This is a genomic window from Pseudomonas sp. RA_15y_Pfl2_54 (assembly GCF_963971015.1).
Lineage (GTDB): Bacteria > Pseudomonadota > Gammaproteobacteria > Pseudomonadales > Pseudomonadaceae > Aquipseudomonas > Aquipseudomonas baetica_A.
In genome coordinates this window covers 52,134-73,683 of record NZ_CAXAPN010000003.1, presented here as the reverse complement: position 1 = coordinate 73,683, position 21,550 = coordinate 52,134, and the positions used below count along the sequence as shown (strand labels likewise).

At 60.7% G+C, this 21,550-nt stretch carries 19 protein-coding genes; 9 read left to right on the top strand and 10 right to left on the bottom strand.

Annotation, left to right across the window (positions count from 1 at the left end; translation table 11 throughout):
• Window positions 1–81: 81 nt before the first annotated feature.
• Window positions 82–369 (bottom strand): hypothetical protein, encoded by a 288-nt coding sequence (locus tag AACY50_RS03240; RefSeq protein ID WP_339431557.1) that lies wholly within the window; start codon window positions 367–369, stop codon window positions 82–84.
• A 293-nt stretch (window positions 370–662) separates the two neighbouring features.
• On the opposite strand from AACY50_RS03240, the gene AACY50_RS03235 reads away from it, so the two are divergent.
• From AACY50_RS03235 to AACY50_RS03220, 4 genes are all read left to right on the top strand, one after another.
• A complete protein-coding gene (locus tag AACY50_RS03235; RefSeq protein ID WP_339431556.1) occupies window positions 663–1,166 on the top strand; it encodes a polysaccharide deacetylase in 504 nt (167 codons plus the stop codon).
• 162 nt (window positions 1,167–1,328) lie between these two features.
• The gene (locus AACY50_RS03230) at window positions 1,329–3,263 is read left to right on the top strand and encodes a RecQ family ATP-dependent DNA helicase (RefSeq protein ID WP_339431555.1); all 1,935 of its coding nucleotides are present in this window, start codon (window positions 1,329–1,331) and stop codon (window positions 3,261–3,263) included.
• 142 nt (window positions 3,264–3,405) lie between these two features.
• The gene (locus tag AACY50_RS03225; RefSeq protein ID WP_339463963.1) at window positions 3,406–4,629 is read left to right on the top strand and encodes a 3-hydroxyacyl-CoA dehydrogenase; all 1,224 of its coding nucleotides are present in this window, start codon (window positions 3,406–3,408) and stop codon (window positions 4,627–4,629) included.
• A 104-nt stretch (window positions 4,630–4,733) separates the two neighbouring features.
• The gene (locus tag AACY50_RS03220; protein ID WP_339431553.1) at window positions 4,734–5,153 is read left to right on the top strand and encodes an acyl-CoA thioesterase; all 420 of its coding nucleotides are present in this window, start codon (window positions 4,734–4,736) and stop codon (window positions 5,151–5,153) included.
• A 55-nt stretch (window positions 5,154–5,208) separates the two neighbouring features.
• Here the strand turns inward: AACY50_RS03220 and AACY50_RS03215 are convergent, their stop codons facing one another.
• The 4 genes from AACY50_RS03215 to AACY50_RS03200 form a co-directional block, all read right to left on the bottom strand.
• A complete protein-coding gene (locus AACY50_RS03215; RefSeq protein WP_339431552.1) occupies window positions 5,209–5,691 on the bottom strand; it encodes a glycine zipper domain-containing protein in 483 nt (160 codons plus the stop codon).
• A 317-nt stretch (window positions 5,692–6,008) separates the two neighbouring features.
• On the bottom strand, window positions 6,009–8,357 hold the full coding sequence (locus AACY50_RS03210; protein WP_339431551.1) for an FdhF/YdeP family oxidoreductase: 2,349 nt from the start codon (window positions 8,355–8,357) through the stop codon (window positions 6,009–6,011).
• On the bottom strand, window positions 8,354–9,193 hold the full coding sequence (gene fdhD, locus AACY50_RS03205) for a formate dehydrogenase accessory sulfurtransferase FdhD (RefSeq protein WP_339431550.1): 840 nt from the start codon (window positions 9,191–9,193) through the stop codon (window positions 8,354–8,356). Before fdhD ends, AACY50_RS03210 begins: the two co-directional genes overlap by 4 nt.
• Window positions 9,194–9,285: 92 nt before the next feature.
• Window positions 9,286–10,173: a LysR family transcriptional regulator gene (locus tag AACY50_RS03200; protein ID WP_339538135.1), complete on the bottom strand. Its 888-nt coding sequence runs from the start codon at window positions 10,171–10,173 to the stop codon at window positions 9,286–9,288.
• A 143-nt stretch (window positions 10,174–10,316) separates the two neighbouring features.
• On the opposite strand from AACY50_RS03200, the gene lysM reads away from it, so the two are divergent.
• On the top strand, window positions 10,317–10,766 hold the full coding sequence (gene lysM, locus AACY50_RS03195; RefSeq protein WP_339431548.1) for a peptidoglycan-binding protein LysM: 450 nt from the start codon (window positions 10,317–10,319) through the stop codon (window positions 10,764–10,766).
• A gap of 94 nt (window positions 10,767–10,860) precedes the next feature.
• On the opposite strand, the gene yrfG is transcribed toward lysM, so the two are convergent.
• Window positions 10,861–11,523 carry a GMP/IMP nucleotidase gene (gene yrfG, locus AACY50_RS03190; RefSeq protein WP_339538134.1) on the bottom strand — a complete coding sequence of 221 codons (663 nt, stop codon included), beginning with the start codon at window positions 11,521–11,523 and terminating at the stop codon, window positions 10,861–10,863.
• Window positions 11,524–11,611: 88 nt separating this feature from the next.
• Here yrfG and nudE point away from each other — a divergent pair, with 88 nt between their 5' ends.
• Together nudE and cysQ are read left to right on the top strand one after the other, a co-directional pair.
• The gene (gene nudE, locus AACY50_RS03185) at window positions 11,612–12,178 is read left to right on the top strand and encodes an ADP compounds hydrolase NudE (RefSeq protein ID WP_339431546.1); all 567 of its coding nucleotides are present in this window, start codon (window positions 11,612–11,614) and stop codon (window positions 12,176–12,178) included.
• An 11-nt stretch (window positions 12,179–12,189) separates the two neighbouring features.
• Complete coding sequence (gene cysQ / locus AACY50_RS03180; RefSeq protein WP_339431663.1) at window positions 12,190–13,017, top strand: 3'(2'),5'-bisphosphate nucleotidase CysQ; 828 nt, start codon at window positions 12,190–12,192, stop codon at window positions 13,015–13,017.
• A 63-nt stretch (window positions 13,018–13,080) separates the two neighbouring features.
• Here cysQ and AACY50_RS03175 read toward each other — a convergent pair whose 3' ends face one another.
• From AACY50_RS03175 to rfbC, 4 genes are read right to left on the bottom strand one after another with little or no spacing between them, the layout of a single operon-like run.
• On the bottom strand, window positions 13,081–13,536 hold the full coding sequence (locus tag AACY50_RS03175; RefSeq protein WP_339431545.1) for a thioesterase domain-containing protein: 456 nt from the start codon (window positions 13,534–13,536) through the stop codon (window positions 13,081–13,083).
• Entirely contained in the window at window positions 13,533–14,918 is a 1,386-nt protein-coding gene (locus AACY50_RS03170; protein ID WP_339538133.1) for a sigma-54-dependent transcriptional regulator, read from the bottom strand. The genes AACY50_RS03175 and AACY50_RS03170 overlap by 4 nt, the downstream gene beginning before the upstream one ends.
• Entirely contained in the window at window positions 14,915–16,723 is a 1,809-nt protein-coding gene (locus AACY50_RS03165) for a sensor histidine kinase (protein WP_339463966.1), read from the bottom strand. Before AACY50_RS03165 ends, AACY50_RS03170 begins: the two co-directional genes overlap by 4 nt.
• A gap of 42 nt (window positions 16,724–16,765) precedes the next feature.
• Window positions 16,766–17,311: a dTDP-4-dehydrorhamnose 3,5-epimerase gene (rfbC, locus tag AACY50_RS03160; protein WP_221731050.1), complete on the bottom strand. Its 546-nt coding sequence runs from the start codon at window positions 17,309–17,311 to the stop codon at window positions 16,766–16,768.
• A gap of 147 nt (window positions 17,312–17,458) precedes the next feature.
• Here rfbC and AACY50_RS03155 point away from each other — a divergent pair, with 147 nt between their 5' ends.
• Both AACY50_RS03155 and aguB read left to right on the top strand, forming a co-directional pair.
• A complete protein-coding gene (locus tag AACY50_RS03155) occupies window positions 17,459–20,371 on the top strand; it encodes an aminotransferase (RefSeq protein WP_339463967.1) in 2,913 nt (970 codons plus the stop codon).
• A 300-nt stretch (window positions 20,372–20,671) separates the two neighbouring features.
• The gene (aguB, locus tag AACY50_RS03150) at window positions 20,672–21,550 is read left to right on the top strand and encodes an N-carbamoylputrescine amidase (protein WP_339463968.1); all 879 of its coding nucleotides are present in this window, start codon (window positions 20,672–20,674) and stop codon (window positions 21,548–21,550) included.

Sequence of the window (21,550 nt, the reverse complement as noted above, 5' to 3'; positions counted from 1 at the left end):
AATGGAAGAGCAATCAATCTAGTGCGGTTGTTTTTTGTGGTGAAGCAATGGGTTGTTGCCAAGTTTGTTGCGTATTGTTTTTCAGTTTTTATTATTCGCTTTGAACTTCGCCACTTCCAGCAGTTCGCAACCATCCTGAGTCAATAAGTAAAGCGCATTGACGATGTTGGGGATGTCTTTGACATCCGCTTGTTGAAAACACATGCAGTAAAGCGTTTCCAGCAGATTGTTGGCGGCGCACAGTCTTTGTTGAGCGGCATTCAGCAAGTCTTCATGGCTGGCGTCAGTGTCGATAACCAGTACCGGATTGTCGCTGTAGACAGTTTTCAAGCGGCGATAGCGGTTGATGGGTGGATGCAGTGAGTTCATGGATGAAGTCTGTCCTTTGAGAAGTCGCTACGGCGAGGTTCAGTCGCGCCGGCCACTATAGGAGGGTGCTGCGCAGCGGGACAAGACGGCCAGGATGGACAGCGTTTGTAGGGGGTTTTCCGGGGGGGCGGGTATTCGCCCTACAGTTTTTCATGACCTTTTTAAGGCAAAACCCTTAGACAGGAAATTTCCCACGGCTTTATCAGGCGCTTCTGGGTAAACATCTGTATTGTGCGCGCCAGAATCTGTGGGACGTTTCCAAACTTCTGATACGCGCTTAAAGGGAATTAGGTATGCAGTGGCTACGAATGGCCTCGATCATATTGCTGTGGGCTATTGGCTACCGTTTGACGTTGGCAGCCGATATTGGCAATGCGCTGGTACTGGATCATCTGGATCGAACCGGTTGGCCAGGCGCGCTTACCAACCAGGCGAATGTCGACACGGCCTCTCGCGCCGAAGTGCTGATGTTCGCCAAAGCCTTGCTCGCCAGCGAAGCGCTGGACGAGTCAGGTTTGAAGCAACGGCTGGGCGTGCCGCAAGTGCAGCTCAAGTCGATCAGGCAAGTGCGCAATGATCTCTGGGATCGTTTGCTGAGCACCTATCGCAACGCCAGTCAGGACTGTGACGGGCAACCCTTTTGTCCACAGGTGCGTAGCATCTCCGATCTGCGCCAACTGGCGGCGGCGTTCACCGCAGACATCAGCCCGGCTCATGCGCTGTGGGCGAGCAAGAGCCTGGATGTGCATGAGCAAATGCTGAACGAGCAGTTGCGCGTGGCGGTGTTGCGGCCCTGAGTTCTGGATGTTGTATGGCTTTGGCAGGCCGTCTCGCGGGCCCTGAGTTGTCCGCGCCTTTCGCTGTATCATTGCGTATCGATTTGGCCCCGACCTTTTCTCGACTCGCTGCGATCGCCCGCTAGGCTGTTGGCATGGCAGCGGTCAAAGGAGTGACAGCGAATGCACAACACCCTGGAACAGGTTTTTGGTTATCCACAGTTTCGACCCGGACAAGAGGCCGCCATCAGCGCGGTGCTGGCCGGGCGCTCGGCGGCGGCGATCTTTCCCACCGGATCCGGCAAGTCCCTCTGCTATCAACTACCGGCGCTGATGCTGCCGAATCTGACCCTGGTGGTTTCGCCTTTGCTGGCGCTGATGCAGGATCAATTGGCGTTCCTGCAACGCCATGGCATTTCGGCGGGGAGCATCGATTCTGCGCAGAGTCGAGACGATGCCAATGACGTGATGGGCCGCGCCCGTTCGGGTGAGTTGAAGATTCTGATGATTTCGGTCGAGCGTCTGAAAAACGAGCGCTTCCGCAATTTCCTGCAGCAGGTGCCGATCTCTTTGCTGGTGGTGGATGAGGCGCACTGCATCTCGGAGTGGGGCCACAACTTTCGCCCCGACTACCTCAAACTGCCGGACTACCAGCGCCAGTTCAACATCCCGCAAGCCTTGCTGCTGACGGCCACCGCCACGCCGAAAGTCATCGCCGACATGCAGGCAAAATTTGCCATTGCCGCTGACGATGTGGTGACCACCGGTTTCTACCGGCCCAATCTCAATTTGCTGGTGGAACCGGTGCGCGGGCAGGACAAGCGCCGGCGTCTGGTGGAGTGGATGGCCGAGCGTCCGGGCCAGCCGAGCATCGTCTATGTGACTTTGCAGAAAACCGCCGAACACATCGCCGAACACCTCGAGCGCAACGGTATTCAGGCCGAGGCCTATCACGCCGGTCTGCCCCACGATCAGCGCGAGGGCATCCAGAAACGCTTCATGGCCGGGCAGTCCAATTGCATCGTCGCGACCATCGCCTTCGGTATGGGTATCGACAAAAGCGACATCCGCAATGTGGTGCACTTCGACCTGCCCAAATCCATCGAAAACTACAGCCAGGAAATCGGCCGCGCCGGACGTGACGGGCAGCCTTCGGACTGTCTGGTGCTGGCCAATCGCGACAGCCTCAATGTCCTGGAAAACTTCGTCTACGGCGACACGCCGGAACGCGAAGGCATTCGTTATGTCCTCGATGAATTGAAAGCTTCGGCACCGCAAGGGCAGTGGGAGTTTCTACTCGGGCCATTGGCCGATCACAGCAACATCCGGGCGTTGCCCCTGAAGACTTTGCTGGTGCAATTGGAGTTGCGTGGCTTGATCGCACCGCGTTACGCCTATTACGCCGAATACCGTTTCAAATATTTGCTGGAACCCGAGGCGTTGCTTGAGCGTTTCGAGGGCGAGCGCCGGGATTTCGTCGCGGCGATCATCCACACCTCAAGCCGGGCGCGCACCTGGGCTACGGTGGATTTCGAGGCGATGTATACGCAGTATTCGGCCGAGCGTAATCGGGTGGTGAAGGCGCTGGATTACTTCCAGGAAAAGGCCTGGATCGAGCTTGAGAGCAAGCAGATGACCGAGGTCTACAGCTTGTTGCACAGCGACGTCGACAGCGATGTTCTGAGCGCAGAACTGCACGATGACTTCACTCGCCACGAGCAAACCGAAGTCGCGCGGATTCACACCATGCTGGATGTGTTCGCCACCGATCGTTGCCTGGGGTATCGCCTGGCCGAGTACTTCGGCGATCACAATGCCCCGGAGCGCTGTGGGCATTGTTCGGTGTGCCATGGGCACATTGCCCGGTTGCCGGCGCCACCGGAATTGCCTGCGCTTGTGGATAAAAGTTTTGCGGCACTGTGCGGTGATTTTATCCACAAGCATGAGCAGCACACGGGCCATGCGCCGACGGCGGAACGGCTGACGCGGTTTCTGTGCGGGATCAGTGTGCCGCTGTTCACCAAGCTCAAGGCGCGGACGATTTCCGGGTATGCGGCGTTGGAGGCGTATCCCTACGCTGAAGTCCGCCATTGGGCTGACAATCACCTGCTCGATTAAGCCCCGCCCCGTGGGAGAGTGCACAGTCTTTGCGCGGCTGCATCCATCCGCTGAATGTCGATCATCACGGGAATAAACTTCAAAAACCGTCGCGGGCTGACTATGGTGAGACCCGTCTATGGATCGCCAACAAGAGAACAACATGAGCCAGACATTCGATATTCAGCAGGCTGCCGTGATCGGTGCGGGGACCATGGGGCGCGGCATTGTCATGTGCCTGGCCAACGCTGGGGTGACGGTGCAGTGGGTCGACAACAATCCACAGATGCTTGAGCAGGCGCTCGCCACGGTGGCCGACACTTATGCACACAACGTGCGTCAGGGGCGCATTGATCAGGCTGAGGCAGATGCGCGGCTCTCCCGGGTCAGTGCGGCGGCGGATTACGCGGCAATCCGCAATGTCGATCTGGTGATCGAAGCGGTGTACGAAAACCTTGAACTCAAGCAGAAGATCTTTCGCGAACTCGATGGTCTGCTCAAGCCCGAGGCGCTGCTGGCGAGTAATACGTCGGCGCTGGATATCGATGCGATTGCTGCCGCCACCCGACGCCCTGAGCAAGTTCTGGGCCTGCATTTCTTCAGCCCGGCGCACATCATGAAACTGCTTGAAATCGTCCGTGGCGCGAAGACATCACCGGCCGTGGTGCAAGCCGCGCTGGCGCTGGGCGAGCGCATGGGCAAGGTCAGTGTGGTATCGGGCAACTGCCACGGTTTTATCGGCAATCGCATGCTCCATCCGTATGTGCTTGAAGCACGCAAGATGCTGCTGGAAGGGGCTTACCCACAGCAGGTCGACGCAGCCTTGCAGGGCTTTGGTTTTGCCATGGGGCCGTTTCGCATGTACGACGTGGTCGGCATCGATCTGGAGTGGCGTGCGCGTGAGTTGGCCGGCAAGGGCCAGGAGGCTCCAGAAGTTCAGGTGGACAACCGCTTGTGCGAGATGGGCCGGTTTGGTCAGAAATCCGGCAACGGTTATTACCATTACGAGCCGGGCAGTCGTCAGGCTGAGCATGATCCCGAGGTCGATGCGCTGGTGTTGCGGGTCAGTGACGCATTGGGTTTCCAGCGCCGTGAGATTGGCCCGCAAGAGATCCTTGAGCGGTGTTTGCTCGCGTTGGTCAACGAAGGGGCGAAGATTTTGCAGGAAGGCATTGCCGAGTCGGCGCATGACATTGATCTGGTCTATCTGAACGGCTATGGCTTCCCGGCGGACAAGGGCGGGCCGATGGCCTGGGCGGATCAGCAAGGGCTGGCGGATATTCATCAGCGCTTGCTGGCGCTGGAGACACGGCAGGGCGATCAGTGGAAACCGGCGCGGTTGATCGGTGAGTTGGCAGCGCAGGGGAAGGGGTTTGCTGACCGTTGAGTGATGGGGCGCCAGTGCTGGCGCCTTCGCGGGCAAGCCCGCTCCCACAGGTATAGTGCTCGTCCTCGCTGTCAGTGTGAGGTCGATCAAGACGAGAACTGCGCATGAACCAACGCACCGACTACCGGCATTTCCAGCCTATCACCACGCGCTGGCACGACAACGACGCCTACGGCCACGTCAACAACGTCACCTATTACAGCTTCTTCGACACTGCCGTGAACACTTACCTGATTCAGGTCGGTGGGCTGGATATCCATGACGGTGAGGTGGTGGGCTTTGTGGTCAGTTCGGCGTGTGATTACTTCGCTTCCATCGCTTTCCCGGACTTGATCGAGATCGGTCTGCGGGTGGGCAAACTGGGCAACAGTTCGGTGCAATACGAATTGGCAGTGTTCAAGGTCGGTGAAAGCGAGGCGTGTGCGGCCGGGCGTTTCGTGCATGTGTTTGTTGATCGGGCAAGCAATCAGCCCGTGCCGATTCCTGCCGGGTTGCGCGGGGCACTGGAAAGCCTGGTGGTGTGAAAAACGCAAAAAAAATCGCAGCCCCAGGGCTGCGATTTTTGTTCAAGCATTCGCCTTAGTGGTGACGATAGTACTTGTGATGCTTGCGATGACCGTAGGCATGGCCGCGACCACGGCGGTCGTCGCGGTAGTAGCGACGGTCGTCACGACCGCGATCATAACGACGATCATCGTCATTGCTTTTGTTGCCCATGTAGTTGCCCAGCGCGCCACCGGCACCGCCACCCGCCGCGGCGCCAATCAGGCTGCCGGTGGAGCCGCCCACGCTGCGGCCAACCACGTTACCGCCGGCTGCGCCCAGCGCACCACCGATGGCCGCTTCGCCACGGCTGTGTTTGTTTGCGCCAACGGCGCTACCACCCGCGCCGCCCAGGGCCGCGCCAATGGTGGAACCTGTATTGCCGCCTAACGACTGACCGACGACCGAGCCAAGAACCCCGCCCAATGCGCCGCCCACACCTGCTTCGGTGGTGCCGCCAGCAGACGCGAAGCCACTGACCAGGCCAAGGGACAACAAGAGAATCGAGGAGAACTTCATAGGTGAGCCTCAAAGGGATGACGGCGCGATCCTGAGGCTCTGTAACAAGCGTGACAATCGAAATCCGACGAATAACACGACTTGTATGCAATTGTGCAAGTTACTGTTTTTTATGCGGAACTTAACCGATTTTCGCCGGTCTTTAGCTACTTCGGACTGGCCGCTTTTGTGAAAAAGCGGCCTTTTTTGTGGGCGCTGGAAAAGTGTTTGAGCTTAAGAAATGCATTGACTGAACCGACGCCTTCGCAAGCAAGCCCGCGCATTGGAGTGCATTCCAATATGGGCTTGCTCGCGAAGAGGCCGGAACAGACGCCGTATCAAGCCGACTTGGCCATGATCAACCCGGTCTCGCTCGCCGCTTCCAGGCGAATCGCAATGAACTTCGACGTCGGCGTATGGCTGCCATCCCCAGTGCTTTCCAGCGGCACCAGCGGATTCACTTCCGGGTAATACGCGGCGGCCTGGCCGGCCGGAATATCAAACGCCAGCAGCGTAAAGCCCTTCACCCGACGCTCACGACCATCGTCCCAGATCGAAACGATGTCGGCCTTCTGCCCCGGCCGGAAGCCCAGGCGAATGATGTCGGCTTCATTGACGAACAGCACGTCGCGCTGGCCTTTCACCCCGCGATAACGGTCGTCGAGACCATAAATCGTGGTGTTGTACTGATCGTGGGAACGCATCGACTGCAGGATCAGATCCGGCAGTTGCCCGGTGGCGCGGGTGCGTTCGTGGACCAGATCCTTGGGCAGCATGTTGGCGCGGAAGTTGGCGCGGCCCGACGGGGTGCTCCACTTACGTGCACCGGCGCTGTTACCGAGGTAGAAGCCGCCCGGGTTTTTGATCTTCTCATTGAAGTCTTTGAAGTTCGGGATGGTGTCGGCGATCAGCTCGCGAATGCGCCCGTAATCGGCCACCAGCCAGTTCCAGTCCACCGGTTTGCTGCCCAGCGTGGCAGCGGCGATGCCGGCGATGATCGACGGTTCCGAACGCATCTGGTTCGACAGCGGCTGCAATTGGCCGTTGGAGGCGTGAACCATGCTGAACGAGTCTTCCACGGTGACGGCTTGTGGGCCTTCGGTCTGGATGTCGATGTCGGTGCGGCCCAGGCACGGCAGGATCAGCGCGTCTTTACCGTGGGCCAAATGGCTGCGGTTGAGTTTGGTGCTGATCTGCACGGTCAGGTCGCAATTGCTCAGCGCCGCGAACGTGCGAGGGCTGTCCGGTGTGGCTTGGGCGAAGTTGCCGCCCAGACCGATAAAGACCTTGGCGCGACCTTCGGCCATGGCATGGATCGCCTCGACCACGTTGTGGCCGTTTTCACGCGGCACCTTGAACTGGAAACGCCGCTCAAGGGAGTCGAGGAACGCCACGGGCGGGCGCTCGTTGATGCCCATCGTGCGGTCGCCCTGCACGTTACTGTGACCGCGCACCGGGCACAGGCCTGCGCCGGGCTTGCCGATGTTGCCGCGCAGCAGCATCAGGTTGGCGATTTCCTGGATGGTCGGTACCGAATGACGGTGTTGGGTGATGCCCATCGCCCAGCACATGATCACGTTCTTGCCTTTGGCGTACATGCGCGCCGCTTGCTCGATCTCGACCAGGGTCAGGCCGGACTGCTCGACGATCTGCTCCCACGGCGTGTCGTCGACAACGCCCAGGTATTCCAGCACGTTGGCGCTGTGTGCATTGAGGAAGTCGTGATCGAACACCGCAGGCGCGCCAGCCTTCTGCGCGTCGCGCTCCCATTGCAGCAGGAACTTGGCCATGCCGCGTAGCACCGCCATGTCACCGCCCAAGGCCGGACGGAAGTACGCGGTGTTGGTCGGCTTGTCACCGTTGGTGAGCATTTCGATCGGGTGCTGTGGGTGTTGGAAACGTTCCAGACCGCGCTCTTTCAGCGGGTTGATGCACACCACTTGCGCGCCGCGTTTCACCGCTTCACGCAGGGGTTCGAGCATTCGTGGATGGTTGGTGCCGGGGTTCTGGCCCCAGACGAAAATCGCGTCGGCGTGTTCGAAGTCATCGAAGGTCACGGTGCCTTTGCCGACGCCGACACTTTGCGCCAACGCCACGCCGCTGGCTTCGTGGCACATGTTCGAACAGTCAGGGAAATTATTGGTACCGAAGGCGCGCACGAACAACTGATACAAGTAGGCGGCTTCGTTACTCGCACGACCCGAGGTGTAGAACTCGGCCAGATCCGGGCTTGGCAGATTCTGCAGGTGTTTGGCGATGAGCGCGTAGGCGTCGTCCCAACTGATCGGTTTGTAGCGATCGGTCTGGGCGTCGTAGACCATCGGCTCGGTCAGGCGGCCCTGATACTCAAGCCAGTAATCGCTCTGTTCCAGCAGCGAAGTCACGCTGTGTTTGGCGAAGAACTTGGCATCCACGCGACGCTTGGTCGCTTCCCAGTTCACCGCTTTGGCGCCGTTCTCGCAGAACTTGACCATGCCGCTTTCCGGCGAATCACCCCAGGCGCAACCCGGGCAGTCGAAGCCGCCGTTCTGGTTGGTCTTGAGCATCATGCGCAGGTTTTTCAGCGCGTTGTCGCTGGTCAACCAGGCCTGAGCCACACTGATCAGGGCACCCCAGCCGCCGGCAGCGCCTTTATAGGGCTTGTAGCGCGGGACAGGTTTCTGGTCGGCTTGATGATGTTGGCTCACGCTTGATTCTCCATCGCGGGGCTATACACCCGCGGCGCACTTTTGTGCGGCAGGTGGATGAGATTGAGGTTGTGCCGACGGGCCCATTGCACGGCAAGGCCCGTGGGGGCGGACAGGCTGACCAGGGTCTGGATGCCGGCGCGCAACACTTTCTGGATCAATTCGAGGCTGCAACGGCTGGTGACAATCGCCAGCCCGCCTTCTGTGGATATCTGCTGGCGGATCAGCCCGCCGATCAGTTTGTCGAGGGCGTTGTGCCGGCCGATGTCTTCGCGACCGAGCAGCAGCTCGCCGCTGGCATTCATGAACACCGCCGCATGCACCGCACCGCAGTGCTGACCCAGCGGCTGGAACGCGCCGATGCGCTGGCGCAGACCGTCGAGCCATGCACTCGGCGGCAACGGTGCGCCGGGCAACACCTTCAGGTCAGGCAGCGCCTGTTCCACCGCTTCGACGCCGCACAGGCCGCAACCACTGGTGCCGGCCAACTGGCGCCGCTGTTGCTTGAGGTTCCAGAAGGCGCGGTTGGCGATGGTCACCTGTGCATATTGCGCAGAACCAGCGCCGGTCAGTTGCAGGTCATAAATGTCGTTGGCGTCTTCGATGATGCCGCTGCCGAGGCTGAAACCGACGATGAAGTCCTCAAGGTCGGTCGGCGTCACCAGCATGACTGCCTGACTGATGCCGTTGTAGGCAATCGCCAACGCCACTTCCTCGGCCAGCGCGGTGCTGGCCGATTCCTGTAGGGGCAGATCGCTGTAGCTGTAGGTCTGGCTGGCTGCGGGCGCGGGCGTTTCGAGTGCAGGCGCCGCGCAGGCTGGGCGCTTGGCGTTCATGGCATCACCAACGGATTGATCAACGCTAAGACTAGGCGCGGCAAGATGTCGCGTCTAATCGCTACTTTCGATCTACCGATAGATGACGTCGATCAAGAGGTAACTGGTGATTTCTGATACAGCGCGAAACAGGCTTCTGCCAGCGCCGATCGCGGGGCGCCGCGTCGCATGATCAGGCCCAGCGGGGCGAGGGTCTGGGCGCTTTCGATCGGTTGCAGGCGCAGGTGGTCGGTGAGTTTTTCCAGGCCGGCGTCGAGCGGCATGATCGCGCAGCAAAACCCGCCGTGCACCGCTTGTAACAATTGATGCACGGCGTCGGTTTGCAACAACGGCTGTGGGGTCAGGTTCCGACTGTGGAAGTTGTGGTCGATGGACTGGCGGAAATGCATGCCGCTGGTGAGCATCCCCAACGGCAGTTCGATCAACGCCTCCCAACTCAACGGCGCTTCGCCGAAGGTGAAGGAGCGCTGATCGTAGAGCAGGCCCATGTGGGTTTCGCTGAAGGCCAGGGAGTCGAAACGCTCATTATCCAGACGATCGAGATAGGACACGCCAAGGTCGATACGGTTGTTCGCCAACTGTTCGAGGATCTGCTCGGAACTCAACGCCGACATTTCGAAACGCAGGTTCGGGTGCGCACTGTGCAAACGCTGTATCAGCGGCAGTGGATCGAAGCTCGACAGCGGCACGATGCCTAAACGCAACGTACCGATGAGGTTGCCGCGACAGGCCGCCGCTTCCGCCTGCAAGCCGTCATAAGCCGCCAGCACCGTGCGCGCCCACGCCAGCACGCGCTCCCCCGGCGCGGTGAAGCCTTCGAAGCGTTGCCCCCGGTTGACCAGCGGCAAATCGAGTTCTTCTTCAAGGCTGCGCAGACGCATCGACAGGGTCGGCTGGGTGATGTGGCAACGCGCGGCGGCCTGGCCGAAGTGGCGGGTTTCGTCGAGGGCGATGAGGAATTTCAGTTGCTTGATGTCCATCTTCGCTCCGAAGGGTGTTGGCAGGGGTGGACGATTCTAACGCTTGTGGCTGGGGTGGGTCATTGGTCGGCGTGGAACCGTATTTGGCGAAGGTGGTCTAGGCTTTGACGTCTGACCCCTTTTATTCCATGGAGTGAAACACGATGAGCCTATTCAGCTTTTTGAAAGATGCCGGTGAAAAAATCCTTGATGCGCTCACGCCGGACAAGGCCCAAGCCAATGGCGAGGCGCTGACCAAGCATGTGCAGGACGCGCTGACGGGAATCGACACGTCGAAGATTCAGGTCAAGGTTGAAGGCGAGAAAGTCATTGCCACGGGTGAAGCGGCCAGCCAGGAAGAAAAAGAAAAAATCCTCCTGGCGCTTGGCAACGTCGACGGCGTCAGTGGCGTAGACGACCAGATCACCGTGACCGGTGGTGTTGCAACCGCCGCGAAATTTGTCACCGTCAAGAAGGGTGACACGCTGAGCGCGATTTCCAAGCGTGAGTACGGCGATGCCAACAAGTACAACAAGATTTTCGAGGCGAACAAGCCTCAGCTCACACACCCGGACAAGATCTATCCGGGGCAGGTGCTGCGTATTCCCGAGTAAGACTCAAGGCCGCTTTCGCGAGCAAGCCCGCGCCCACAGAGGAACGTATTCCAATATGGCAGCGGGCTTGAACTCGCGAAGCAGGCGACTCGCTCTATAGCCCTGCAAGCAAATCGCGGTAGTCCTCGACCGCCGCAAACTCAGCGGTGTCCTTAGGCCCCTTGCGGCTGTCTGGTTCCTTCACCGCCAGTAAATGTGTCACGCCGAAATCACGCGCACTGCGCAGGATTGGCAAGGTGTCGTCGATAAACAGGCTGCGCGCCGGATCAAAGCCGATATCGGCCTGCAAGGCGTCCCAGAACTGCGGATTCTCCTTGGGGTAACCGTAATTGTGCGAGCTGATCAGCCGCTCGAAGTACGGCGCCAGTTCGACCCGTTCCAGTTTCAGTGACAACGAATCGCGGTGCGCGTTGGTGATCATGATCACCCGTTTTCCCGCCTGCTTTATCGCCGCCAGAAAGGTATCGGCATCCGGGCGCAGGGCGATCAAGTGCGCGGTTTCCTGTTTCAGTTCACGCACTGACAGTTTCAGCTCGGCACTCCAGAAATCCAGGCAATACCACTGCAATTGGCCGGCATGTCGCTCGAACAGCGGCTGCAACTCCATCTCGGCCATGGCGCGGCTCACGCCGTGCAGTTCGGCGTAGCGCTGGGGCAGGTGTTCCAGCCAGAAATGGTTGTCGAAGTGCAGATCCAGCAACGTGCCGTCCATGTCCAGCAGAACGGTATCGATGTCAGACCACGGTAAAGAAGGCATGGCAACGTCTCGAGCGGTAGAAAGATATCCGACGTAAACAATCGGGAAAGCCGCGTTATAGTAGCGCGTTCACGCCAAGGAGCTTTGCATGCGCCAGAAACCCACCGTACTCGCCCGCGAGATCGTCGCCACCAGTCGCCTGTTTTGCGTCGAAGAATTGAAGTTGCGTTTTTCCAATGGCGTGGAGCGCACTTATGAGCGGCTGGTCGGCAAGGGCGCGGGTTACGGCGCGGTGATGATCGTGGCCATGCTCGACGCCGAACACGCGGTGTTGGTCGAGGAGTATTGCGGCGGTACTGATGAATACGAATTGTCCTTGCCCAAAGGTTTGATCGAGCCGGGCGAAGATGTGCTGGCGGCGGCTGAGCGTGAGCTTAAGGAAGAGGCCGGTTTTGGCGCGCGGCAACTGGAACATCTGACCGAGTTGTCGCTGTCGCCCGGTTACATGAGCCAGAAGATTCAAGTGGTGCTGGCCACTGATCTTTACGAGGAGCGGCTTGAGGGCGACGAGCCCGAGCTGATGCGGGTCGACAAGGTCAATCTGCGCGAGTTGTCGGCATTGGCAATGAATCCGCAGTTTTCCGAAGGCCGCGCGTTGGCCGCGCTGTATCTGACCCGTGACCTGCTGACCCAGCGTGGATCCTTTCAATCATGAGTGAAGTGTCGATGAATTTTCCCCATCCGTTGATGGCGCCGGTGGTCGAGTTGGCATTGCAGGCCGGTGAGGCGATTTTGCCGTTTTGGCGATCAGGTGTTGAAGTCACCGCCAAGTCGGATGATTCGCCGGTTACGGCGGCCGACCTGGCCGCACACCACCTGATCGTCGCCGGGCTGAAGGCGCTCGATCCAAGCATCCCGGTATTGTCCGAAGAGGACGCCGACATCGCGCAAGGCGTTCGCGCCGGGTGGCAGCGCTGGTGGCTGGTGGACCCGCTCGATGGCACCAAAGAGTTCATCAGCGGCAGTGAAGAATTTACCGTCAACATTGCGCTGATCGACAACGGTCGGGTGGTGTTTGGCGTGGTGTCGATGCCAACCAACGGTCGTTTCTATGTCGGCGGTGCCGGGCTCGGTGCCTGGCGTTGTGACAAGGGCGGTACGCCGGTTTCGATTCAGGTGCGTGATGTGCCGGGACCGGGTGAGGCGTTCACGGTGGTGGCCAGCCGCAGGCATTCGAGTCCTGAGCAGGAACGCTTGCTGGCCGGGTTGAGCGCCAGTCTGGGTGAGCTGCAATTGGCCAATATCGGCAGTTCGCTGAAGTTCTGCCTGTTGGCCGAAGGCGCGGCGGATTGCTATCCGCGCCTGGCGCCGACTTCGCAATGGGACACGGCGGCGGCGCAAGGCGTGCTCGAAGGCGCGGGCGGTGAGGTGCTGGACTTGCAGGGTGAGGCGTTCTGTTACCCGGCGCGCGAATCGCTGCTCAATACGTCGTTTCTGGCCCTGCCGGCGAAGGCCGCGTGGCGTTCAAAATTGCTGGAGCTCGCCCGTTCCTGAGCGGTGAACGAACCGTTGTGGCGAGCCCTCCCTCGCCGCAACCGCATGGTGAGTTCCTGCGGGTTAGCGGTGCAGGACGTACTGCCCGCTGAATGTCACCGCATCCTCATCACTGCCGGCATTGACGATCCGCGTATTCAAGGTCAATCGCGCCCGGCCATAACGCTGATACATCGCCACGAACCTCTTCCACACCGCCGCATCCGGCGCCAGGCAGATCGCCGTGGCATCCCCCGTCACTGGCAGCGGATAACTGATCTGCCCTTCCTGAATGACGATGTGCCCGTCTTCGATCCCTGCTTCCTTCAGCCGCAAATGCAACCAGCCCCAGCCGGCCAACACCGCGCCGCAGTAGAGGCTGCCGCCGAACATGGTGCTCTTGTGGTTGACGTTGGCGTCCAGCGGCAAGTGCAGGCGCAACTGCTGCGCCTGCCAGTCGAGCACTTTGAGGCCCATCGCCTGGGTCAGGGGAATGTCGTGATGCAGGACCGATTGCAGATAGCGGCTGTCACGGTTCATTCGGTTTCGTCTCCTTGGGCGCCACTGTCGGCAAAACTCAAGCCGTGTTTGCGCAGTTTGTCGTGCAAGGTCTTGCGGGGAACGCCGAGGGCTTCGGCAAGGCTGCGTACCGAGCTGTGGGAGCGCGCCAGTTCGGCGGCGATCAACGATTTTTCGAAGTTTTCCACTTGCTCGCTGAGCCCTCCGCTGATGACTTTCACGGTCGTGCCGCCGCCCTCGACGCCGGTGTCATCCAGTGCCAATTCAAGACCGAGAGCGAACCGCTCGGCGGCGTTCTGCAGTTCACGCACGTTGCCGGGCCACGTGTGGCGCAGCAGCAAGGCGCGGTGTGCCGGTTGCAGTTCGTGAGGCGGCAAACCGTGGCGAGTGCTGGCTTCATCGGCGTAGTGCTGGAACAGCACCAGAGCATCTTCGTCACGCTCGCGCAGCGGTGGGATGCGCAGCGGCGCGACGTTGAGGCGGTAATACAAGTCGGCGCGGAAACGCCCCTGATCAGCGGCCTGACGCAGGTCTTCCTTGGTCGCGGCGATGACGCGGATATCCAGCGGGATCAGTTGGTTGCCACCCAGGCGCTCGACCACGCGCTCCTGCAACATGCGCAGCAGTTTGACCTGCACGTCCATGCTCATGCTTTCGATTTCATCAAGGAACAGCGTGCCGCCGTTGGCGAATTCGAACTTGCCGATCCGGCGTTTTTGCGCGCCGGTGAAGGCGCCGGGTTCGTGGCCGAACAGTTCACTTTCCACCACGGACTCGGCCAATGCCCCGGCGTTGATCGCCACGAACGGGCCGTTACGGCGGCTCGACAAATCGTGCAGCGCGCGGGCGACGACTTCTTTGCCGGCGCCGGTTTCGCCGAGGATCAACACGTCAGCCTTGGTCGCTGCCAATGCCCCGATCTGTTCACGCAAGCGCAGCATCGGTTTTGAGTGGCCGACCAGACGCGCGCTCAACTCGTTGCGGTCGCTGAGGGCCAGACGCAGGCTGCGGTTGTCCAGCACCAGTCGGCGCAGGGCCAAGGCGCGGCGCACGCTGTCGAGCAGGGCGTCGCTGGCGAAGGGTTTTTCGAGGAAGTCATACGCGCCGGCGCGCATCGCTTGCACCGCCAGAGGCACGTCGCCGTGGCCGGTGATCAGCAGCACGGGCAATTCCGGGTCCTGGGCGTGCAACTCGCTCAACAATTCCAGACCATCCATGCCGGGCATACGAATGTCGCTGACGACAACGCCCGGCCAGTCGCGCTCCAGTTGTGCGGCCAAACCTTTGGCTTCGGACAGCGGCAGGATTTTCAGCCCCGCCAGATCCAGCGTCTGGCCAAGGGCCTGACGCAGGTGCGGATCGTCGTCGATCAACACCACCTGAATGCGATTGTCGATGCTCATGCACTTCGATCCTCGGACGGTTGCAGGCTGACCCCGGGCGCGCCGGCGCGCAGGCGCAGGGTTATCAAGGCGCCACCTTGCTTGTGGTTGGCGAACGACAGTTCTCCACCGAAGGCGCGCATCAGGGTTTCACAGATCGCCAAGCCCAGCCCCAGGCCCTGAGTGCGGGTCTTGGTGGTGTAGAAGGGCTCACTGGCGCGGCCGAGGGCTTCCATGCAGAACCCCGGGCCGTTGTCGCGAATGTACAGATTGACGCCCTCGGCGGTTGATTCGGCACTCAGCCACAATTTGCGTGGCGGGCCTTTTTCGGTGAGCGCGTCGAGGGCGTTGGCCAACAGGTTGCCGAGCACCTGACGCAAGCGCGTTTCCCCGGCCTCGACCCACAGCGTGGCGGCGGGCAGGTCGCGGATCAGCTCAACCTCCATGCTGCGCCGACGTTTGGCCAGCAAGGCCAGCGCATCGTCCAGCGCCGGTTGCAGGGCCACGCTTTCCGGCGCATGGCGGTCGCGACGGGCGAAGGCACGCAAGTGGGCGATGATCGAGGCCATGCGCCCGGTCAGCTCGCTGATCAGTTTGAGATTGCCGCGTGCGTCGTCGGTGCGTTGATGATCAAGCAGCACTTCGGCGTTTTCGGCGTAGCTGCGAATGGCCGCCAGGGGTTGGTTGAGTTCGTGACTGATGCTCGCCGACATGGTGCCCAGCGCCGACAGTTTGCCGGCCTGGACCAGATCGTCCTGGGCACGTACCAGTTCCTGCTGGGCCGTTTCCCGCTCCAGCACTTCCTGCTTCAAACGACGGTTGAGGCCTTCCAGATCGCTGGTGCGTTCGGCGACGCGACCTTCCAGTTCTCGCCGCGCCTTGGCTTCAAACGCGATGCGCTCAAGATAGTGGCGACGGCGCTGCATCATCAGACCGAGCAACAGCATCAACACCAACAGCGTGGCGCCGCCAATGGCCACCACCGTGCGCACCGGGCGGTCGATCAGGGTGCGCGGGGCGAGGATGCTGACGCTCCAGCCGGTTTCGGCGATGTCGTGAGTCTGGGTCAGCCAGGCGGTGGGGCTGAGGTTAAGCGGGCGCGGTTCTCGGGTCGGGTAGGGCTGGATCGCGCTGATGGCGGCACGTTCGGCGTCGCTCAACGCGCGGGTCGAGCGGAAGCGCCATTGCGGGCGCGACGTGAGGATGACCACGCCGTTGTGGTCGGTCACCAGCAGTTGTTCCGGGGTTTTGCCCCACAGGCTTTCGGTGTGATCGAGATCGACCTTGATCACCAGCACCCCCAGGATTCTCTCGCCATCGTGCACGGCGGCGGCGAAAAAGTAGCCGCGCTTGGCCGATGTGGTGCCCAGACCGAAGAAGCGCCCGAGACGTCCGGCCATGGCTTCGCTGAAATAGGGGCGGAAGGAAAAATTACGGCCGACAAAGCTGTCGTGCTTGTCCCAGTTCGACGCGGCCAGCGTCTTCCCGGTTGTGTCCATCAGGTACATGACTTCGGCACCGGTCTGCGCACTGATGTTTTTCAACAGGCGGTTGGCGTTGCCTTGGGTCACCCCATCGTCTGGCGCCCCGAGCACAGCGCGCAGGGCCGGCAGTTGGCCGAGGATCTGCGGCAACACTTCATAGCGGTGCAGGGTGCCCAACAGGTTGGCGACGTACAGGTCGAGGGTCTGGCGGTTCTGGCCGGCCAGTTCGCTGCGGTAATAGCGCTCAGCCAGATGCTCCAGCGGCCACAGCAGTGGCGCCAGGCACAGGGCCAGAAGGGCGAGGCTGCGCCAGCGGGGTCTGCGAGGGAGAGAGGGTTTCATAAGCCGGATGCGCCTGAGTGAACAGGCGCATTATGCCCGGCCTCAGGAAAAGACGTCAGCGTCCTTGAGCAGCGCTGCTGCCTGATCCTTGGCGGACAGTTTTGGCGCCTCGTCCAGTTGCCAGTCGATGCCCAGAGCAGGGTCGTCCCAGCGAATGCTGCGTTCGGAAGAAGGATCGTAGTAGTTGGTGGTCTTGTAGAGGAACTCGGCGAACTCGCTCAGCACCACGAAACCATGGGCGAAACCTTCCGGCACCCAGAGCTGACGATGGTTTTCAGCCGACAGGCGCACCGCTACCGACTTGCCGAAGTGCGGCGAGCTGCGGCGGATGTCCACGGCCACATCGAGCACTTCACCGACCGTGACGCGAACCAGTTTGCCCTGGGTGTTTTGCAGTTGGTAATGCAGGCCACGCAGTACGCCTTTTTGCGAGCGCGAGTGGTTGTCCTGGACGAATTGGGTGTCCAGACCGGTGGCGTCCTGGAACGCCTTGGCGTTGAAACTCTCGTAGAAGAAACCGCGCTCGTCACCGAACACCTTGGGTTCGATGATCAGAACACCGGGCAGATCGGTGGTGATGACATTCATGAGAATTTCCATAGGCAGATGTGAATGGCCGACATTCTTGCGCAAAGTGCCGACAGATGCGAGCGCTCGAATAACCACGATCAGGGGTTGCGCATCCTCTGCTGCAGTGGCGATATAGGCGCCTAATAAAATTTCAGGGGTCGTTTCATGTCGCTCGCCACGTTGATTCATCGCGCCAGTTTGCCCAGCCCGCAGGTTTCGCAGGCGCAGGCCCTGCAATGGCTGGCCGAGCACTACGGGCTCAGCGGCACGTTGCAGGCCCTCGGCAGCCAGCAAGACCTCAACTACCGCGTCGACACTGAGCGGGGGCGGTTTGTCCTGAAAATCTGCCGTGGCGATTACGCCCTCGTGGAGCTACAAGCCCAGCACGCCGGCCTGAAACATCTGGCCGAACACTGTGACGTGAGCGTGCCCCGAGTAATTGCCGCCCATAACGGTCAGGACTTGCTGACGCTGGATGTCGACGGTGAAGCAGTGCATGTGCGGCTGCTCGATTACATCGAAGGCCAGCCGCTCACGCATCTCGATCACCTGGGCCATGACGTGGTCGCCGGGTTTGGCAGGCTTTGTGGCGAGATGGACCTGGCGCTGGCAGGCTTCGACCATCCGGGCCTGGAACGCACGTTGCAGTGGGACGCGCGCCATGCCAGCGCTTTGATCAGCCATTTGCTGCCAGTGATCAGGGACGATCAGCAGCGCACCTTGATCGCCGACGCCGCCGAACAGGCCGAGCGCCGTTTGCAGCCGCTGGCAGACAAGCTGCCGGTGCAGGCGATCCACATGGACATCACCGATGACAACGCGGTGTGGGCACGCGACGCCCAGCGTCATTGGCAGTTGCAGGGGGTGATCGATTTCGGTGATCTGGTCCGCACCTGGCGCATCACCGATTTGTCGGTGACCTGTGCGGCGTTGCTGCATCACGCCGGTGGCGATCCGTTTGTCATTCTGCCGGCGGTTCAGGCCTATCACGCGGTCAATCCGCTGCAACACGAAGAGCTGCAAGCCTTGTGGCCGTTGATCGTCGCTCGGGCGGCGGTGCTGGTGCTCAGTGGCGAGCAGCAGGTCAGCATCGATCCGGGCAACGCCTACAGCCGCGACAACCTGACCCATGAGTGGGAAATCTTCCGCGTGGCCACCTCGGTGCCGCTGGCACTGATGGAAGCGGCGATTCTCAGCGCCGTCGGTCAGCCGTTGCCGACGATCAACAGCGAAGGATTTGTACCGTTGCTGCCGAGTCTGGTCGGACGCGAATTTGCGTTGATCGACCTCGGCGTGTTGAGCGCGCATTTCGAGGCTGGGAACTGGGAGCAGGACGGCATCGATCAGCGTCTGTTGAACGACGCGGCGGCGGCCCATGGTTTGGCGGCGAGCCGTTATGGCCAATACCGTTTGTCGCGCACCCGGCCGGACAGCGCTGAAGAACCGGACACGTTCGCGCTGCACGTCGAATTGCGCGTGCCCACTGGCACACCCGTGGAGTCGCCGTTTGCCGGTGTGGTTCATCAGCACGCAGATGGCGTGCTGCAACTCGACGGCCCACAGCTCAGCGTGCGCTTGTGGGGCGTGACGCCTTCGCTGCACAGCGGCGCAGCGCTGGTCAAAGGTCAGGTGCTGGGCGCGGTCAGCGGGCCGTTGATCGTGCAACTGAATCGCGCTGCGCAACTGAATGCGCCGCTCTTCTGTACGCCATCGCGCGCCGCCGCGTGGCAAGCGTTGTGCCCGTCTCCTGCGGGGTTATTGGGGCTGGCCTGCGATGCCGAGCCAGAGCTGGACGCCAAGACCCTGCTTGAACGCCGCGATGCCAGTTTCGCCCGCACACAAAAACACTATTACGTCGATCCGCCGCGCATCGAGCGCGGCTGGCGCAACCATCTGATCGACATGCAGGGCCGTTCCTATCTCGACATGCTCAACAACGTGGCAGTGCTCGGTCACGGCCATCCGCGCATGGCGGCGGTCGCCGCCCGTCAATGGTCGCTCCTCAATACCAACTCACGCTTCAACTATGCGGCGGTCGCCGAGTTTTCCGAGCGTTTGCTGAAGCTGGCGCCGGAGGGCATGGATCGGGTGTTTCTGGTCAACAGTGGCAGCGAGGCCAATGACCTGGCGATCCGCCTGGCGTGGGCTTACAGCGGCGGTCGCGACATGGTCAGCGTGCTGGAGGCCTACCACGGCTGGACGGTGGGCGCCGATGCGGTGTCGACCTCGATTGCCGACAACCCCAAAGCCCTCGAAAGCCGTCCGGACTGGGTGCATCCAGTGACCGCGCCGAACATGTATCGCGGCGAGTTTCGTGGCCTCGATTCGGCGCCCGACTATGTGCGCAGCGTCGAACATCATTTGGCGAAAATCGCCGAGCAAAAGCGCCAACTGGCCGGGTTCATCTGCGAACCGGTGTACGGCAATGCCGGTGGCATCTCGCTGCCGCCGGGGTATCTGCAGCAGGTGTATGCGCGGGTCCGCGCACAGGGTGGCGTGTGCATTGCCGATGAGGTGCAGGTCGGTTACGGGCGCATGGGCCATTTCTTTTGGGGGTTTGAAGAGCAAGGCGTGGTACCGGACATCATCGTCATGGCCAAAGGCATGGGCAATGGCCAGCCACTGGGCGCGGTGATCACCCGCCGGGAAATCGCCGAGGCGCTGGAGGCTGAGGGTTACTTCTTCTCGTCGGCCGGTGGCAGTCCGGTGAGCTGCCAGATCGGCATGGCCGTGCTGGACGTGATGGAGGAAGAAAAACTCTGGGAGAACGCCCAAGTGGTGGGCGGCCACTTCAAGGCGCGGCTCGAAGCCTTGATCGATAAACATTCGCTGGTGGGCGCGGTGCATGGGTCGGGGTTCTACCTGGGGCTGGAGTTGATCCGCAACCGCGAGACGCTGGAGCCCGCGACCGAAGAGACCGCGTTGCTGTGTGATCGTCTGCGCCAACTGGGGATTTTCATGCAGCCGACCGGCGATGACCTGAACATCCTCAAAATCAAACCGCCGATGGTGACGCCGCGGCGCAGTGTGGACTTCTTTGTCGACATGCTCGACCGGGTGCTCACCGAAGGCTTGTAAACCCACGACCCCCTGTGGGAACGGGCTTGCTCGCGAAAGCGATGCATCAGTCGACATCCAAAGTGACTGACACACTGCTTTCGCGAGCAAGCCCACACCTTTCGTTTGGTGGTTTAATTCGATTTCTATCGGTATTAAGTCTTTAAAATCAGACGGAATACATTTTTGTAGCTTCTAAAGCCGATATTTATCGGCTATAAAGTCGCCATTGCTCCGGCATGGCGATTTTTTGTCCGGTGCGCGCGTTTTTTCTCTTCGGTCGAATCCTCGACCGTCAAAGCCCTTGCCCGGAGATGATTCATGAGCCGTATCGTTACCGTCGCCGCCACTCAGATGGCCTGTTCGTGGGATCTGGAAGCCAACCTTGAAACCGCTGAAAGGCTGGTGCGCGAAGCGGCCGCCCAAGGCGCGCAGATCATCCTGATCCAGGAATTGTTCGAGGCGCCGTACTTTTGCCAGAAGCCAAACCCGGACTATCTGCAACTGGCCACGACGGTTGAAGAAAACGTCGCGATCAAGCATTTCCGCAAAGTCGCCAAAGAGCTGCAGGTTGTATTGCCGATCAGCTTCTACGAACTGGCCGGGCGTGCGCGTTTCAACAGCATTGCGATCATCGACGCCGACGGCAGCAACCTCGGGATTTATCGTAAAAGCCACATTCCGGACGGCCCGGGCTACCACGAGAAGTACTACTTCAACCCGGGCGATACCGGCTTCAAGGTGTGGAACACCCGTTACGCGAAGATCGGCGTGGGCATCTGCTGGGATCAGTGGTTCCCGGAAGCCGCACGGAGCATGGCGTTGCAAGGCGCGGAAATCCTGTTCTACCCGACTGCCATCGGCAGCGAGCCGCACGACAAAACCATCTCGTCGCGCGATCACTGGCAGCGCGTGCAGCAGGGTCATGCCGGCGCCAACCTGATGCCGCTGATTGCCAGCAACCGCATCGGCAATGAAGAGCAAGACGGCTACGACATCACCTTTTACGGCTCATCATTCATCGCCGACCCGTTCGGCGAAAAAGTGCAGGAGCTGAATAAAACCGAAGAAGGTATTCTGGTGCACACTTTCAACCTCGACGAGCTCGAACATATTCGCAGCGCGTGGGGTTCATTCCGTGACCGCCGGCCGAATCTGTACGGCGCGTTGAAAACCCTCGACGGTTCCCTGGAGTCCTGA